The organism is Demequina sp. NBRC 110052 (assembly GCF_002090075.1).
Classification (GTDB): domain Bacteria; phylum Actinomycetota; class Actinomycetes; order Actinomycetales; family Demequinaceae; genus Demequina.
Genome location: NZ_BBRI01000002.1, coordinates 1,491,157 through 1,506,318 on the forward strand (window position 1 = coordinate 1,491,157; position 15,162 = coordinate 1,506,318).

Genomic DNA, 15,162 nt, shown 5'->3' on the forward strand with positions numbered 1-15,162 from the left:
GCTCACGACGACGTGGCGGGCTCGGCCAGGACCGTGTCCAGCAGGGCGGTCAGGGTCGACTCCTGCACCGCGCCGAGGACGCGCGCGGCCGGCCTCCCGTCACGGTCCAGGAGCAGGGTCACCGGGACCCCGGCTCCGGGGAGGTGATCGGCCAGGCTCAGCAGGGCCTTGCCATTCCTGTCGTCGATGCTCGGGTAGGTGATCCCGTAGCTGTCCTCGAACGCGATCGCCGCGGCCGGATTGTCGCGCACGTTGACCCCGACGAACCGCACTCCCTGGTTCGCGTATGCAGCCGACGTGGCGGCAAGGATCGGCGCCTCCTCCCGGCACGGCGCACACCACGAACCCCACACGTTGATCACCACGACGCCGCCGCGCCATGCGGCGATGTCGATCGCCTCACCAGTCAGCCCGGTTCCCGACAGTGCCACCGGTCCAGCCCGGTCCTCAGGTGCGTACTCCGTCACCGTCGTGCTGCCCGCCGCCGCCGAGGACCCCTCGAGCGCCGCGCCTTGGCCCGCCGACAGGAAGCCGGTGAGCTGGACCGCCACCACGCCTGCAGTGACGAGGACCAGGACCAGGAGGATCACCCGCGGGCCGGTCAGTGGCCGGCGCGGCCGTGCCCGTGCGGGCGATCCCTGGACCGGAGGTCCGCCGGCCGCGGTCGGCTCATCCACGAGCGGTGATCAGCTCGGACGGCTCCGCCCACAGACTCTCACCCGGTGCGGCGACGCCCAGGGCGTCCAGTAGCGCCGCGCCCTGGGAGGTCAGCCGGCACATGACCAGCTTGCCGTGCCGGCGGGAGGTCACCAGGCCGGCGCGGCGCAGAACGCGCAGGTGGTGCGAGACCAGGTTCGGCGCGGCGCCGACGACCCACGCCAGATCGCAGACGCACAGCTCGGCCCCGAGGGCCAGGGCCGTTGCCGTGCGAAGGCGCACCGGGTCCGCCAGTGCCTTGGCAGTAAGCGCCATCGCCTGGGAGCGGTGCGCCTTCGGCAGTGCTGCACGGACCGACTCGGCGCGCGCCACGTCCAGGCACAGCAGGTCGCACGCCTCGGCCGTCATGCGGTCATGGTAGCACGCGTTGATGTGAGCATCGGCCGCCGATTGTGCTGGTGGCCAATACCGACGCGAGGCCCGCGTGAGTTCCACTCACCCGATCCCGCTCGTGCCGTCCCCGCTCGGTGTTGCGGGTGTCGGGTGGCGCAGGGTGGTCAGCACCAGCAGGGCGACGCCGGTGACGATCGCGGTGTCGGCGAGGTTGAAGGTCGGGAACCACCCGCTGTGCAGGTAGTCGGTGACCACCCCGTCCCCGGCCCGGTCCACGACGTTCGCGATCGCCCCACCTAATACCAGGGCGAGGGCGGGCAACCGCCCTGGCGAGGGGGTGGCGGCGATCCGCCAGGCGACCACGGCGACTGCAGCGGTGACCAGGGCGGTGACAGTGAGCACGAGCCAGGTCGGCGCGCCGTCGCCGACGGAGAAGGCCACCCCAGGGTTGTAGGCCAACCTCAGCTCGACCGGACCCAAAGGGATGACCCGCTCCTGCAGCGAACCCACTGCCCAGGCCTTGACGCCCAGGTCGACAGCGGCCAATGCAGCAGCGCCCAGCCCTGCCGCCAGGCGCCGCCGCGTCGGGCTGGCCAAGCCCCGTTTCTCCTCCCTTGCGGTGCCAGCGGTCACCGCGTGACCAGCGCCGGACGCTCGACGGCCGCAGCAGTTCCCGTGATGGCCTGCGGCAGTGGGCGAGTGCGGCCTGCGCGGACGCCGTTGGCGATCACTACGACCTCGGCCACCTCGTGAACGAGGACCACGGCGGCCAAGCCGAGGACACCGAAGAGGGCCAGGGGCATGAGCACGATGATGATCGCGAGGGACAGGCCGACGTTCTGGCGCATGATGCGCCGGGCCTTGCGGGCGTGGGTGAACGCCTGGGGCAGGTGGCGCAGGTCTTCACCCATGAGCGCGACGTCGGCGGTCTCGATCGCGACGTCGGTGCCCATCGCTCCCATCGCGATGCCGAGGTCGGCGGTCGCCAGGGCGGGGGCGTCGTTGACGCCGTCGCCGACCATCGCGGTGCGGCGCTGGGTGCGCAGCTGGGCGACCAGTGCGGCCTTGTCCTCCGGGCGCAGGTTCGCGTGGACCTCGTCGATGCCGACCTCGCGGGCCAGGGCGGTCGCGGTCAGGGTGTTGTCGCCGGTGAGCATGGTGACGTGGTAGCCGTCGCGGCGCAGCTGGGCTACGACCTGCGCGGCCTCTGGCCGGAGCTCGTCGCGCACGGCGACCGCGCCGAGCAGCGAGCCGTTCTCCTCGATCAGGACGGCGGTCGCCCCCGCCTGCTGCATCCGCTCCACCTCAGCGGCCAGTGATCCGGCGTGGACCCATCCGGGTCGCCCGAGCCGGGCAGGCCGACCCTCGAACGTCCCGGTCAGGCCCGCACCGGGGACTGCCTCGACGTCGGTGGCGGGGGTGGCCGGGGTTACGGCGGCCAGGATGGCCCGTGCCAGGGGGTGCTCGCTGCGTGCTTCGAGGGCGGCCGCGACCTGCAGGACGCGCTCCTGGGTGCGGCCGGGCGCGGCGACGACGGCCACGACGGTAGGGGCGTTGCGGGTCAGCGTCCCGGTCTTGTCCAGGGCGACCCCGCGGATGGCACCGAGGGCCTCCACGGCCGCGCCGCCCTTGATGAGCACACCCTGCTTGGAGGCGGCCCCGACGGCGGCGACCACGGAGACCGGCACGGAGATCGCCAGGGCGCACGGTGACGCTGCGACGAGCACGACCAGGGCCCGCTCGATCCACGTGCCCGGGTCGCCCAGCAGGCTGCCGACGACGGCGATGAGCGCGGCGGCGATCATCACACCGGGCACTAGCGGCTTGGCGATGCGGTCCGCCAGGCGTTGGGCTTCGCCCTTGCGGGACTGCTCGGCCTCGACGATCCGCACGATCCGCGCCAGGGAGTTGTCCTGCGCGGTGGTGGTCACCTCCACCTCGAGGACGCCGGATCCGTTGATCGACCCCGCGTAGACGTCTTGTCCGGGTCCGGCCTCCACGGGCACCGACTCACCGGTGATGGCTGAGACGTCCAGGGCGGTGCGACCGGTGCGGATGATCCCGTCGGTGGCGACCCGCTCCCCGGGCCTGACCACCATCAGGTCCCCGATGCCCAGCTCACCGGGAGCTACCGTGGTCTCTGCGCCGTCGCGCAGCACCGTCGCGGTAGCGGGCACGAGGTTCAGCAGCGCCCTCAGGCCGCGGCGGGTGCGGGCCAGGGAGTACTCCTCCAGGCCCTCGCTGATGGAGAACAAGAACGCCAGCGCGGCCGCCTCGGCGACCTCACCGAGCAGCACCGCGCCGATCGCGGCGATCGTCATCAGGGTCCCGACGCCGATCTTGCCCTTGACCAGTCGCCGGATCGTGCTGGGGACGAACGTCCACGCACCGACCAGCAGCGCCACCCAGTTCAGCACCGTCGCAACGGCGGACTGATCCCTGGACCCTGCGACCAGGCCCGCCAGGAGCAGCACGCCGGCGACGGCGGCGAAGCGGAGCTCGCTGACCTCCCACAGCCGCTCGGCCTCGTGCTCCTCGGCTTCCTCGCCGCCGGGGGTGGTCTCGTCGTCGCTGCAGCCGCAGGCGTCGCTCATCGTGCGCTCTCCTTGGTGATCGGGTCAGAGGTGGTGGGGTTTGCGTAGGTGGGGCACAAGGCCACAGCGTTGCCGGTCGCGGCCAGCAGGCCCTCGGCCACAGCCAGCAGGTCCAGCAGTTCAGGGCGGCTCAGGTGGTAGACCGACGCGCGTCCCTGCGCGCGGTAGTCGACCAACCCGCAGTCCCGCAGGCAGGCCAGGTGTGAGGACACGGTGGACTGGCTCAGGCCCAGCTCGGTGCACAGGTCCACGACCCGCGCCTCGCCCCTCGCCAGGCGGCGCACCAGCGCCAGGCGCGTCGGGTCGCCCAGGCCTCGGAACAACGCCCCTGCGGGCGCGAGCTCGGCCCGGCCACTTACATCAGGACTTGCGGCGATCATCGGCATGGGTCGATGCTAGCGCCTATCGGGTGTGGATTCGACTCGGCCGGGCTCCGGAGGCTGCTGTGTCCGATCTATCGGCCACTCCGGCCACAGCCGCGAGTAGCGCGCCGGGCCTCGCACCGCAACCAACCGAAAGGCCCCTCGATGGAACTGGCCGTAGCCGCCCTGCAGGCCGTCGGTCTGTTCCTGGTGACCAACATCGACGACATCATCGTGCTCTCACTGTTCTTCGCCCGCGGCGCCGGCGCCCCAGGCGCCACCGCCAAGATCATCGCCGGGCAGTACCTCGGCTTCGGCGCCATCCTCATCGCCTCCGTCCTGGTCGCACTCGGCGCCAACGCCTTCCTGCCTGAAGACGCCATCGCCTACTTCGGACTCATCCCCCTGCTCCTGGGCCTCTACGCCGCCTGGCGGGCCTGGCGTGGCCGCGACGCCGACGATGACGACCCGGGCAAGGCCGTCGCCGTCTGGACCGTCGCAGCGGTCACCTTCGCCAACGGCGGCGACAACATCGGCGTCTACGTCCCGGTCTTCCTCACCGTCGGCCCCGCCGCGACCGCCGCGTACGCCGTCGTGTTCCTCGCCCTGGTCGCCGTGCTCGTCCTGGCCGCCAGGTACGTCGCCACCCGACGACCCATCGCCGAAGTCCTCGAACGCTGGGAACACGTCCTGTTTCCCCTCGTCCTGATCGGACTGGGCATCGTCATCCTCCTCGAGGGCGGCGCCTTCGGGCTGTAGAGCCGTTGGCCGTTGCCGGTGGCGGCGGAGAAGGTCATCGTCGGCGGGCGATTGCCGGTCACGGTTCTCGGCCGCCCCCTGGCCTGCTGCCGATGCGCGCAGATGGCGGTCGCGGCTCAGAGGTACCGACAGACGTCGGTCGGGTCGCAGGCCCCCGGGTCAGGTGCGGCGGCGGCGTCTCGCAGCTCGGTGACGTTCTCGCGCAGCGCCTGAAGGTCCGCGATCTGGCGGTCGAGCTGGTGGACGCGGCTGTCGAGCAGCTCGCGGACGTGGTGGCAGGGCGCCGCACCGGCGTCTCGTACGTGCAGCACCTCTCGGATCTGCGCCAGGGTCAGGCCGGCGGCCTGACCACGGCGGATGAAGTTCAGTCGCTGGAGGGTCGCGGGCTCGTAGTCGCGGTAGCCGGTGGTGGTGCGCTCGGGCGCCGGGAGGAGCCCTGCCTGTTCGTAGTAGCGCAGCGTCTTGGTCGTGGTGCCGCTCGCCTGGGCCAGCTCTCCGATACGCACATCGCCTCCAGCTGCCGAGCCTACCGGCCTTGACCTTCCAGTGCGCTAGAAGGTCCAGGCTGGCACCTGGACCGGGACCGACGACGAAGGGATCTGGCATGAGCGCGGGCTATGACGTGGACCTGGCGGTGGTCGGCTCCGGTGGTGCGGCGATGGCGGCTGCGATCACCGCTCGGCAGGCTGGGCACACCGTGGTCCTGATCGAGCGCGGCGTTCTCGGTGGGACCTGCGTGAACATCGGCTGCGTGCCGTCCAAGACGCTCCTGGCGGCCGCCGGCGCCCGACACTCCGCCCTGACCAATCCCTTCGACGGCGCTCCCACGTCCGCAGGTGGCGTAGACCTACGAGCGCTGGTTCACCAGAAGGACGAGCTCGTCGAGCGCATGCGCAGTACGAAGTACGCCCACGTCGCCGCCGCCCATGGGTTCGAGGTCGTGCCTGGGCACGCCAGGTTCCTCGATCGCGACACGCTCGCGGTCGACGGCAAGCCGCTGCGCGCCCAGGCGTACGTGGTGGCCACCGGGGCCGCGCCGGCGGTGCCCGAGCTGGCGGGTCTGGACAGCGTGGACTGGTTGACGTCGACGACGGCCATGGAACTCGAGCAGGTGCCGAGGTCCCTGGTGGTGATCGGTGGCGGCTACGTCGGGCTCGAGCAGGCACAGCTCTTGGCCCGTCTCGGTGCGAGGGTGTCCCTGGTCGGGCGCGTGGCCCCCCGGGCCGAGCCGGAGCTGGCCGAACCCCTGCGTGCGGTCTTTGCCGAGGACGGCATCGGTGTCCTCGAGGAGCACGCCGTCGCCGTCTCGGTCGACGGAGGCGAGGTCGTCGTACGGGCCGCCTCGGGTGCTGCCGTCCGCGCAGAACGGCTGCTGATCGCCACCGGTCGCACGGCCCGCACCGACGGGCTGGGGCTCGCCGCAGCCGGCGTCGACGTCGACGAGCGGGGTTTCGTCGTCACCGATGAGTTCCAGCGCACGACCAACCCGCGCGTCTACGCCGCAGGCGACGTGTCCGGTGCCCCGCAGTACGTCTACGTCGCCGCCGCCGCAGGCCGCGCCGCCGCCACCAACGCACTGACCGGCCCGGACGGTCCTGGGGCGCGGGTCGACTACACCGGCCTGCCCACCGTGGTCTTCACCAACCCCCAGCTCGCCTCGGCCGGGCTGAGCGAGAAGGAGACCCTCGAGCGCGGCCACGACTGCAGGTCCCGAGTACTGAACCTCTCAGAGGTCCCGCGCGCCCTGGTCAACCGCGACACCCGAGGGGCCGTGAAGATCGTCGCCGACGCCACAACAGGCAAGGTCCTGGGGGTGCACGCCCTCGCCGACGGTGCCGGCGAGATCATGCTCGCCGCGACCTACGCCATCAGAACCGGCATGACGGTCGACGACCTCGCAGACACCTGGGCACCCTACCTGACCATGGCCGAGAGCCTGCGGATCGCCGCAGGGCTGTTCCGCAACCATTTGCCGACGTCCTGCTGCGCCTGACCGGTCCAGCGCCCTCGACGCCCCCGCTGTCATTCCGGCCGCGCTATGTGCTGACCGCACCAAACCCGGCACTGTCGCCCGCGACCCGGATGCTGTGGCCAGCTTCGGCCCCATGCCGCCGAGCTCAACCACACGCCCGGCTCTACACCTGGCGGCGGCTGGGCGCTCTGGGCCGCCCGCCGCTCCGCGCTGAGCCGAACCAGGCGCTGGCGCCGACCGTCTCACGCCACCGCCGGAAACGAACGTTTCCGCTACACCCGCCAGATCCTCCTCCAGGGTGAGTTCTAAGTCGCGGAAACTGACCGTACGCGACCCACACAGACGCCGCCAGAACTCGGCGAGCCGCACCAATAACCTGCCGCTCCGTCCACGCCCGGAGGACCACTGCGGCGCGGTAGCGGTGTCCTCGCGCGGGTCCACCTGGCCGGCTCATCGCCCACCGGTCGGCGTCACGAAGCGGGCCCCTTCAGACACTCAGCACCCGGCAACTGGTCGACGCCGCCAGAGAAGTCCTCCTCATCGGCCACTGACAGTTCTCAGAATCACGCCACCAACCGATGCGATCCACAGAAGGTCGGCTATGCCCGAGTCTCCACCGACGAGCAGGACCTGACCGCGCAGCGTGACGGACTCGCGGCGTTCGGCGTCGATCCCAAGCGCATCTACGTCGATCACGGGCTCACGGGCCGCAACGTCGACCGTGAGGGCCTGCGGCAGGCGCTGGCAGCGTGTCGGGACGGCGATACGTTCGTGGTCACCAAACTCGATCGGCTGGCGCGTTCGGTCCGTGATGCCCACCAGATCGCCGACGACCTCGCGGCGCGGGAAGTGAAGCTGAGCATCGCCGGATCGGTGTATGACCCGACCGACCCGATGGGGAAGCTGTTGTTCAACGTGCTGGCGATGGTCGCCGAGTTCGAAGCCGACCTCATCCGTGCCCGCACCCGCGAGGGGATGAAGGTCGCCAAGGCCAAGGGCCGGCTGCGCGGGAAGTCACCGAAACTCACCCCCCGGCAAGAAGCTCACCTCGTCCAGCTACATGCTGCCGACGAGCACACCGTGGGCGAGTTGGCCGAGCTGTTCAGCGTGGGCCGCTCCACGGTCTACCGCGCCCTTCAGCGCGCCGAGCGCGGGCGCGAGAACGCCTTGCAGTAGGTGCGTCGTGGACGCTCGAGCGCGGTGGCGAATCCTCAGGCTCCACGTCGAGGACCAGGTGCCCCTCGCGCGCTTAGCTCGCGAGACCGATGTAGGGCTGCGGACCCTGGAGCGCTGGCACGCCCGCTACCGCGCCGACGGCTACGCCGGACTGGAGACAGCCTCACGGGCGGACGCCGGCTCCCGCCGCCTTCCGCCCGACCTCGTCGACCTGATCGAGGGCCTGGCACTGAGCAAGCCGCGGCCGGCCATCGCCACGATCCATCGCAAAGTCACGGGCATCTGCGCCGCCCGGAGGTGGCCGGTCCCCTCCTACTCGGTGGTGTGGGACATCGTGCGGACCCTGGATCCCGGCATGGTCACCCTCGCCCTGGAGGGCGCAGCGTCCTACCGCGACAAGCACGAGCTGGTGCTACGCCGGCAAGCAGAGCTGCCCAACGCGATGTGGCAATCCGATCACACCATGCTCGACATCCTGGTGGTGGGCACCGACGGCAAGCCCGCACGGCCATGGCTGACAACGATCCTCGACGACTGCTCCCGGGCGGTCTGCGGCTACACAGTCTTCCTGGGCGCACCGTCGGCGATGAACACCGCCCTGGCGCTGCGCCAAGCGATCTGGCACAAGACCGACCCGGCCTGGCCGATGTGCGGCCTGCCCGACGTGCTCTACGTCGACCACGGCAGCGACTTCACCAGTGACCAGCTCGCCCACACCGCCGTCGACCTCCACATCCGACTGATCCACTCCACCGTCGCCCGACCCCAGGGACGGGGCAAGATCGAGCGGTTCTTCGGCACCATCAACACCGAGCTACTCGCCACCCTGCCCGGACACATCACCGAAGGGCACCCCTGGCCGACACCGAAACTGTCCCTGGCCGCCCTCGATAGCGCCCTGGAGGCGTTCGTGGCCACCTACAACGACCGCACGCACAGCGAGCTCGGAACCTCCCCGCGCAGCGCGTGGATCGCCGATGGCTGGCTGCCCCGAATGCCCGAGAGCCTGGAAGACCTCGACAGACTGCTGTTGACCGTCGCCAAGACCCGCGTCGTGCGCCGCGATGGCATCCGCTTCCAGGGCCTGCGCTACGTCTCGCCAACTCTGGCCGGCTACGTCGGACGCTCGGTCGTGATCCGCTACGACCCCCGCGACATCACCGAGATCCGCGTCTTCGATCACGACGAATTCGTCTGCAAGGCCGTCAACCAAGAGCACCACGACCAGAAGGTCAGCCTCAAGGAGATCCAGGCCGCGCGCAACGCCCGCCGCCGGGCGCTGCGAGCCGGCATCAACGAACGCATCGCCCTCGTGGCCGCACCTACCGAGACGCCACGGATCACCGAAGCACCGGCTCCGGCGCCGAGGTCGGCGTTGAAGATCTACAAGGAGGACCTCAGGTGAGCCAGCGCTTCATCGTCACCAAGGAGCACCGCCGCTTCACCGAGTTCGCCGACGCCGTGCGCCGCGGGCACACCATCGGTTTGTGCTTCGGATCAGCCGGCGGAGGAAAGACACTCTCCGCGCGCCGCTACGCACACTACGAGAAGGCTCATGACCTGCTGACCTACTGGGGGCCGCGCTCCGACAACGACGCCAAGATCTACGCCGCCTTGAACCGGAGCCGCACCGTGCTCTACACCCCAAGCGTGCTGACCACCCCGCGGACCCTGAAGGACGAGCTGACCCAAGCCATCACCCGCACCAACATGTGCATCGAGCAGCACCTCGTACCTCCCGGCACGGCCACTCCCGAGGCCTGGGGATGGCGACACGGCACGAACTACGTGGAGCTGATCATCGTCGACGAGGCCGAACGACTGCGTCCCGCCGCTCTGGAACTGCTGCGCGATCGCTACGACCGCGACGACATCGCCCTGATCCTGATCGGCATGCCCGGCCTGGAGAAGCAGTTCAGCCACTACCCCCAGTTCTACAGCCGAGTCGGCTTCGCCCACCAGTACCGGCCCCTGGGACAAGACGAACTGCTGTTCGTCCTCGAGCGACACTGGCGATCCCTCGGCAAGACCCTCGACCCCGACGACTTCACCGACGCCCAAGCCATCGCAGCCATCGCACGGATCACCCGCGGCAACTTCCGGCTCCTCGAACGCCTCTTCCCCCAGATCCAGCGGGTCCTGAAGATCAACGAACTCGACACCATCACCAACGACGTCATCGAAGCCGCACAGAGCACCCTGGTCATCGGTGTCACCTGACCCCGCCACGAAGCGACCGAAGAACCCCGCCATTCAGCAGACGAAGTCACACTCATGGCGAGGGCGGCCCGTGACGGAGTGGAGAGCTTCCTCGAGCTGCGCGGCGGCAGCATCCTTCGGGGGCCAGTCCTCTCGCAGTGCGTGCGTCAGCATCGGCTGTGCGTAGGTGAAAGAACCTTCCGGGTCGATGCCTTTCACGTACCGAGCGCGGTGGCGATCGAGTTCGATGGCGAGGCATTCCATGGGTCGTCCGAGCAGCGGCGGCGCGATCGTGAGCGGGACGTCATCCTCGCCTCCGCCGGTGTGCAGACTCTGAGATTCGGATACGCGGAGGTGCGGGATGACGCACGACATTGCCGGGAGCTGGCCGAGGCGACGGTGCGCGCGCGGATGGGCTCTACCGTGGGCGCGTGAGTGCCCTGGCTGCGCGGATGCACGCACGAGCGGAGGCGTGAATGCCTTGGTTGGCGAGAACTGGCGTGCGTGTAGCGGAGGGGCGCGAACTGACTCACACCGCTGCGGGCAGTTGCGGGAAGAGCGCCGCGACGGGGCCGTGCACGATCCTGCCGCCCACCGTCGCGAGGCCCTTGCCCAGGACCGGGTCCTTGGCCGTCGCGACCTCCCAGCCGTCGTTGGCGAGACGCACGGCGTACGGAAGGGTCGCGTTGGTGAGTGCGAGCGTGGAGGTGTTGCCGACGGCGCCCGGCATGTTGGCCACGCAGTAGAACGTGGAGCGCTCGACGGGATAGGTCGGCTCCGCGTGGGTGGTCGGGTGGGAGTCCTCGAAGCAGCCGCCCTGGTCGATCGCAATGTCCACGAGCACTGAGCCTGGCTTCATGCGGCCGACGAGCTCGCGGGACACGAGCTTGGGCGCCTTGGCGCCGGGCACGAGCACGGCGCCGACGACGAGGTCGGCCTCCAGGCACGAGCGCTCGACCTCGTAGGCGGACGAGACGACGGTCTTGACGCGGCCTGCGTAGAGGTCGTCGAGGTGGCGCAGTCGGGGGATCGACAGGTCGAGCACGGTCACGTCGGCGCCGAGGCCGACGGCCTGCGAGATGGCGTTGTGGCCCGCCATGCCGCCGCCCAGCACGGTGACCTTCGCGGGTCGCACCCCGGGAACTCCGCCGAGCAGCACGCCACGTCCGCCCTGGCTGGACTGCAGGTGGTACGCGCCGACCATCGTGGCCATGCGCCCGGCGACCTCGGACATCGGCGCGAGCAGCGGCAGCGACCCGTCTGGGAGCTGCACGGTCTCGTATGCGATGGCCGTGGTGCCGGCGCCGACGAGCGCGGTGGTGAGCGCCTCGTCGGCGGCGAGGTGGAGGTAGGTGAACAGCAGCAGGTCCTCACGCAGATACCGATACTCGGACGCGATGGGCTCCTTGACCTTCAGCACCATCTGCGCACCCCAGGCCTCATCGACCGACCCGAGCCGAGCACCTGCGGCGACGTACTCCTCGTCGGTGAACGCGGAGCCGAGTCCCGCACCGGCCTGCACGGTGACGGCATGTCCGTGCGCGACGAGTTCGTGCACGCCCGCAGGCGTGATCGCCACACGCTTCTCGTTGTTCTTGATCTCTGCGGGGATCCCGACGTGCATGCTGCGACCTCCAGGTGCGGCCGGCGGCCTGCGACCCCGCGGTGATCAGGGACGCTCACCGGTCGACGTGTGCTGTCCCTACCATTGTCGAACGATCTTCGGCGATAGCAACTGATCGCGGATAGACTGCCCGGAAATGCGCGAAAGGATGAAGAACCCATGGAGGATGTACCAGATCGGCGGGCGCTGCCGACGAATATTCGGCTCGATGAGCTGGACGAGCGCATCCTCACGGAGCTGATGCGCGACGCGCGCCTGTCCAACACTGCGCTCGCGGCCAGGCTCCACGTCGCGCCATCGACGACGCATGCGCGCGTCAAGGCCCTGCGGGACGCCGGCATCATCCGCTCCTCGCACATCGAGATCGACTTCGAGCGGTTGGGAATGTCGGTCCAGGGACTCGTCTCGGTGCGTCTGCGTGCGCAGGCGCGTCCCCAGGTGAAGACGTACGGCGCGAAGGTGGCGCAGCTACCGAACGTGGTCTCCGTGTACTTCATGGGCGGCCAGGTCGACTTCCTCATCCACCTGACATGCACGTCGACCGCGCAGCTGCGCGACTTCGTCGCGAGCAATCTGTCGATGGATCCCGTCGTCGCATCGACGGAGACGAACATCGTGTTCGATCACCTGATCGGCGCGGAGCACCATCGCGAGGCCAACTCGTTGGCGGCGATGAGGGGCGCGATCGGCTGACTGCGGCCGCTCAGTCGACGCGTGGCGTCACCACCGCGCGCGGCTCGCGCGGTGCCCGTGCGAACAGCACTCCGAGGCCCACGTAGGCGATGGCAATGCCGAGCATGACCCCGCGCGACCATCCGGTGTCCGGCAGCACCAGGGCCGCGATCGCTGCGGAGGAGATGAACGCCACGTTGTAGGCCATGTCGTACAGCGTGAAGGCGCGCCCGCGCACTGCGTCCTCGGTGTCGCGCTGCACGATCGTGTCGACGGCGATCTTGCCGCCCTGTACGGCGAAGCTCACGATCACCGCGGCGCTGAGCAGTGTCCAGGGTTCGGGTCCGATGGCGAGCAGCACCTGCGCGACGGCGCCGATGCCGAGGCACAGCACGATCCACCGGTGGCGGGAGATGCGGTCGCCGAACGCGGGGGTGAGCACGGCGGCGAGGCCGAATCCGACGGCCGCGAAGCCGAGCACGATCGTGAAGGCGCCTAGCCCGGCGCCGGCGTCGGACGGGTCGGCGAGCACCTGGCGGGACACGACGATCGAGGCGACGAACATGAGGCCGTACAGCAGTCGCTGCGCCGCCATGATGCCGAGCGCGTGCCAGGGGGTGACGCGGGCGCGGAGGTAACGGGCGCCGTCGATCAGCTCGGCGGTGAGCGCCTTGAGCTGCTGTGCGACGTCGAGGGCGGCGAGTGGGTGCTCTGGGCCCATCTCTGTGCGCCCGATGCGAGTGGTGGACCACGTGGCGCATGCGAAGGCCACGCCCGACGCGACGAGTGCCGTCATCGCGAGCGACGCGTCCGACGCGGTGGGCACCAGGAACGTGGCGACGGCTCCGATGGTGCCGCCCACGGCAGCGGAGATCGTGCCGAGCGTGGGCAGCACGCTGTTCGCCGCGAGCAGCTCGTGCGCGGGCACTACCCGCGGCAGACCGGCCGTCATGGTCGCGAGCACGAAGCGGTTGACCGACAGTGTGAGCAGCGCCGAGGTGTAGAGCGTCCAGGCGGGTGCGCCCGCGGCGACGAGGGTGCAGATGAGCGCGGTGAGCGCGAGTCGCGCGACGCTGCCCCACAGCAGGATCCGCTGGCGCTGCCACCGGTCGATGAGCGGCCCGACGAACGGACCCACGAGCGTGAACGGCGCGAGGAGCACCGCGAAGCCGAGCGCGATCTCGCTCGCGCTGGATCCGCGCGTGGGGTCGAAGAAGAACGCGGTGGCGATGCCGAGCTGGAACATGCCGTCGCCGCCTTGGGAGAGGACGCGCACGACGGTCAGGCGGCGGAATCCGGCCGATCGCCACAGGGACCTCAGGTCTGTGGCGAGCGACATGCGACCAGCGTAGGGCCCACGCGGGGCCCGCTCGCTAGCATCGGCGCATGAGCGCGCAGAGCCCGCTGTCCCACATGGTCGAGGCCACCCCCGCGTCGCGCGATCGCTACGCGGACCTGCTGCGTGTGCTGTCGTTGCTGGGCGTCGTGCTGGGTCACTTCACGATGGCGGCGGTGGTCTTGGACCACGGTGCAGTGACGGTCTCGTTCGCGAACGTGCTGGACACTGAGGCATGGGCGCGTCCGTTCACGCTCGTCGCGCAGGTCATGCCGGTGTTCTTCGTGGTGGGAGGCTTCGCCCACGCGACCGCTTGGCGTTCGCTCAGGGCGCGGGGCGGCGGCTACGCGGACTTCGCGCGGGCTCGCATCGCGAGGCTCGTGCGCCCGACGCTGGTGTTCGTCGGGGTCTGGCTCGCCGTGTCGGTGGTCGCCGAGGCGGTGGCGTCGGAGTCGGCGGTGGTCGCGCCGGTGCTGCAGATCGCGGGTCAGCTGCTGTGGTTCCTCGGGGTCTACCTGATCGCTGCGGCATGCGCGCCTGCGCTGCTGACCGCGCACGAGCGCTGGGGCTGGCGTGCGCTCGCTGCGCTCGTGGCAGTGGTCGTGCTCGTCGACGTGCTGCGGCTTGCGGCGGGCGTGCCGGGTGTGCAGTGGCTGAACTTCGCGTTCGTGTGGCTCGCGGTGCATCAGCTGGGCTTCCACTACGCCGATGGTGTGGCCGACCGGGTGGGCGAGCGCCGGCTCGGCGCGCGGCTGCTGGGCGGGGGCGTCGTCTCCCTGGCCCTGCTCGTGGTCGTCGGACCGTACTCGACGACGATGGTGAGCTACGCAGGCGAGGAGCTGTCGAATCTCGCTCCGCCCACGACGGCGCTGCTTGCGTTCGCGGTGGCGCAGGCGGGCGCGCTGCTGCTGCTGAGGCGGCCCGCGCGTCGGGCTCTGGAGCGGCGGCGCGTGTGGACGGCCGTGGTCGTCGCCGGCTCCATGGCGATGACGGCCTTCCTGTGGCATTTCACTGCGCTGATCCTGATCTACGGCGGGCTGTGGGTCGCGGGCGTCGATCTGGCCGGCGATCCTTCCGAGGCTTCGTTCTGGTGGTTGAAGCTGGCACTGCTGGTGCCGTTCCTCGCGCTCGTGATTGCGTTGGTGCTGGTGTTCCGCCGCTTCGAGTCGATGCCGGGTCGCCGCGAGCCGGTGGGTCCGAACCGGGTGCGCGCGGCCGTCGCCGCCGTCGGGTCGGCGTGCGGGATCGCGGGCATGCTCGGCTTCGCTGTCACGGGGTTCCGTGGCACGCTCACGGGCTACGTCGGCTCGGTCGCGGGCGTGCCGATGACGGTGTGGGGTGCGACGGCGCTGCTGCTCGCCGCCGCCGGGCTCACGTCGTGGGCGGCACGGGCGTAGCCTGAGCGCAGTTGAACACGT

Annotated in this window: 15 protein-coding genes and 1 pseudogene; 8 read left to right on the forward strand and 8 right to left on the reverse strand. The window is 70.3% G+C overall.

Annotation, left to right across the window (positions count from 1 at the left end; genetic code table 11):
* Window positions 1-2: 2 nt before the first annotated feature.
* The 5 genes from B7K21_RS07200 to B7K21_RS07220 all read right to left on the reverse strand — a co-directional run bounded on the left by B7K21_RS07200 (window position 3) and on the right by B7K21_RS07220 (window position 4,030).
* Window positions 3-590 carry a TlpA disulfide reductase family protein gene (locus B7K21_RS07200; RefSeq protein ID WP_234989211.1) on the reverse strand — a complete coding sequence of 196 codons (588 nt, stop codon included), beginning with the start codon at window positions 588-590 and terminating at the stop codon, window positions 3-5.
* Between the two features lie 79 nt (window positions 591-669).
* Window positions 670-1,065 (reverse strand): helix-turn-helix transcriptional regulator, encoded by a 396-nt coding sequence (locus B7K21_RS07205; protein WP_084074661.1) that lies wholly within the window; start codon window positions 1,063-1,065, stop codon window positions 670-672.
* A gap of 87 nt (window positions 1,066-1,152) precedes the next feature.
* A complete protein-coding gene (locus B7K21_RS07210; protein ID WP_084074665.1) occupies window positions 1,153-1,647 on the reverse strand; it encodes a signal peptidase II in 495 nt (164 codons plus the stop codon).
* A 32-nt stretch (window positions 1,648-1,679) separates the two neighbouring features.
* The gene (locus tag B7K21_RS07215; protein WP_084074668.1) at window positions 1,680-3,644 is read right to left on the reverse strand and encodes a cation-translocating P-type ATPase; all 1,965 of its coding nucleotides are present in this window, start codon (window positions 3,642-3,644) and stop codon (window positions 1,680-1,682) included.
* Window positions 3,641-4,030 carry a helix-turn-helix transcriptional regulator gene (locus tag B7K21_RS07220; protein WP_084074671.1) on the reverse strand — a complete coding sequence of 130 codons (390 nt, stop codon included), beginning with the start codon at window positions 4,028-4,030 and terminating at the stop codon, window positions 3,641-3,643. Before B7K21_RS07220 ends, B7K21_RS07215 begins: the two co-directional genes overlap by 4 nt.
* Before the next feature lie 141 nt (window positions 4,031-4,171).
* Here B7K21_RS07220 and B7K21_RS07225 point away from each other — a divergent pair, with 141 nt between their 5' ends.
* Window positions 4,172-4,765, forward strand: a complete 594-nt coding sequence (locus B7K21_RS07225) for a cadmium resistance transporter (protein ID WP_084074672.1) — start codon at window positions 4,172-4,174, stop codon at window positions 4,763-4,765.
* A 116-nt stretch (window positions 4,766-4,881) separates the two neighbouring features.
* Here B7K21_RS07225 and B7K21_RS07230 read toward each other — a convergent pair whose 3' ends face one another.
* Entirely contained in the window at window positions 4,882-5,271 is a 390-nt protein-coding gene (locus B7K21_RS07230; protein ID WP_084074673.1) for a heavy metal-responsive transcriptional regulator, read from the reverse strand.
* Between the two features lie 98 nt (window positions 5,272-5,369).
* On the opposite strand from B7K21_RS07230, the gene merA reads away from it, so the two are divergent.
* The 5 genes and pseudogenes from merA to B7K21_RS07255 all read left to right on the forward strand — a co-directional run bounded on the left by merA (window position 5,370) and on the right by B7K21_RS07255 (window position 10,547).
* Window positions 5,370-6,758, forward strand: coding sequence for a mercury(II) reductase (gene merA / locus B7K21_RS07235; RefSeq protein WP_084074674.1), 1,389 nt, complete (start codon window positions 5,370-5,372; stop codon window positions 6,756-6,758).
* 564 nt (window positions 6,759-7,322) lie between these two features.
* Window positions 7,323-7,913: pseudogene (locus tag B7K21_RS07240) on the forward strand (recombinase family protein); the annotation flags it as partial.
* A 7-nt stretch (window positions 7,914-7,920) separates the two neighbouring features.
* A complete protein-coding gene (locus tag B7K21_RS07245) occupies window positions 7,921-9,318 on the forward strand; it encodes a Mu transposase C-terminal domain-containing protein (protein ID WP_082157300.1) in 1,398 nt (465 codons plus the stop codon).
* Window positions 9,315-10,133, forward strand: coding sequence for an AAA family ATPase (locus tag B7K21_RS07250; protein ID WP_084074676.1), 819 nt, complete (start codon window positions 9,315-9,317; stop codon window positions 10,131-10,133). The genes B7K21_RS07245 and B7K21_RS07250 overlap by 4 nt, the downstream gene beginning before the upstream one ends.
* Window positions 10,134-10,187: 54 nt before the next feature.
* A complete protein-coding gene (locus tag B7K21_RS07255; protein WP_084074677.1) occupies window positions 10,188-10,547 on the forward strand; it encodes a DUF559 domain-containing protein in 360 nt (119 codons plus the stop codon).
* A gap of 94 nt (window positions 10,548-10,641) precedes the next feature.
* Here B7K21_RS07255 and ald read toward each other — a convergent pair whose 3' ends face one another.
* Window positions 10,642-11,736, reverse strand: a complete 1,095-nt coding sequence (gene ald, locus B7K21_RS07260) for an alanine dehydrogenase (protein ID WP_084074680.1) — start codon at window positions 11,734-11,736, stop codon at window positions 10,642-10,644.
* Window positions 11,737-11,895: 159 nt separating this feature from the next.
* Here ald and B7K21_RS07265 point away from each other — a divergent pair, with 159 nt between their 5' ends.
* A complete protein-coding gene (locus B7K21_RS07265; protein ID WP_084074682.1) occupies window positions 11,896-12,429 on the forward strand; it encodes an Lrp/AsnC family transcriptional regulator in 534 nt (177 codons plus the stop codon).
* Window positions 12,430-12,439: 10 nt separating this feature from the next.
* On the opposite strand, the gene B7K21_RS07270 is transcribed toward B7K21_RS07265, so the two are convergent.
* A complete protein-coding gene (locus B7K21_RS07270) occupies window positions 12,440-13,747 on the reverse strand; it encodes an MFS transporter (protein WP_084074684.1) in 1,308 nt (435 codons plus the stop codon).
* Between the two features lie 47 nt (window positions 13,748-13,794).
* Here B7K21_RS07270 and B7K21_RS07275 point away from each other — a divergent pair, with 47 nt between their 5' ends.
* Window positions 13,795-15,141, forward strand: coding sequence for an acyltransferase (locus tag B7K21_RS07275; protein WP_084074686.1), 1,347 nt, complete (start codon window positions 13,795-13,797; stop codon window positions 15,139-15,141).
* Window positions 15,142-15,162 lie beyond the last annotated feature (21 nt).

Coding starts and splice junctions, on each gene's coding strand:
- B7K21_RS07205 (WP_084074661.1), bottom strand. CDS start 1,065: ATGACGGCCGAGGCGTGCGACCTGCTGTGCCTGGACGTGGCGCGCGCC.
- B7K21_RS07215 (WP_084074668.1), bottom strand. CDS start 3,644: ATGAGCGACGCCTGCGGCTGCAGCGACGACGAGACCACCCCCGGCGGC.
- B7K21_RS07220 (WP_084074671.1), bottom strand. CDS start 4,030: ATGCCGATGATCGCCGCAAGTCCTGATGTAAGTGGCCGGGCCGAGCTC.
- B7K21_RS07225 (WP_084074672.1), top strand. CDS start 4,172: ATGGAACTGGCCGTAGCCGCCCTGCAGGCCGTCGGTCTGTTCCTGGTG.
- merA (WP_084074674.1), top strand. CDS start 5,370: ATGAGCGCGGGCTATGACGTGGACCTGGCGGTGGTCGGCTCCGGTGGT.
- B7K21_RS07255 (WP_084074677.1), top strand. CDS start 10,188: ATGGCGAGGGCGGCCCGTGACGGAGTGGAGAGCTTCCTCGAGCTGCGC.
- ald (WP_084074680.1), bottom strand. CDS start 11,736: ATGCACGTCGGGATCCCCGCAGAGATCAAGAACAACGAGAAGCGTGTG.
- B7K21_RS07265 (WP_084074682.1), top strand. CDS start 11,896: ATGGAGGATGTACCAGATCGGCGGGCGCTGCCGACGAATATTCGGCTC.
- B7K21_RS07270 (WP_084074684.1), bottom strand. CDS start 13,747: ATGTCGCTCGCCACAGACCTGAGGTCCCTGTGGCGATCGGCCGGATTC.
- B7K21_RS07275 (WP_084074686.1), top strand. CDS start 13,795: ATGAGCGCGCAGAGCCCGCTGTCCCACATGGTCGAGGCCACCCCCGCG.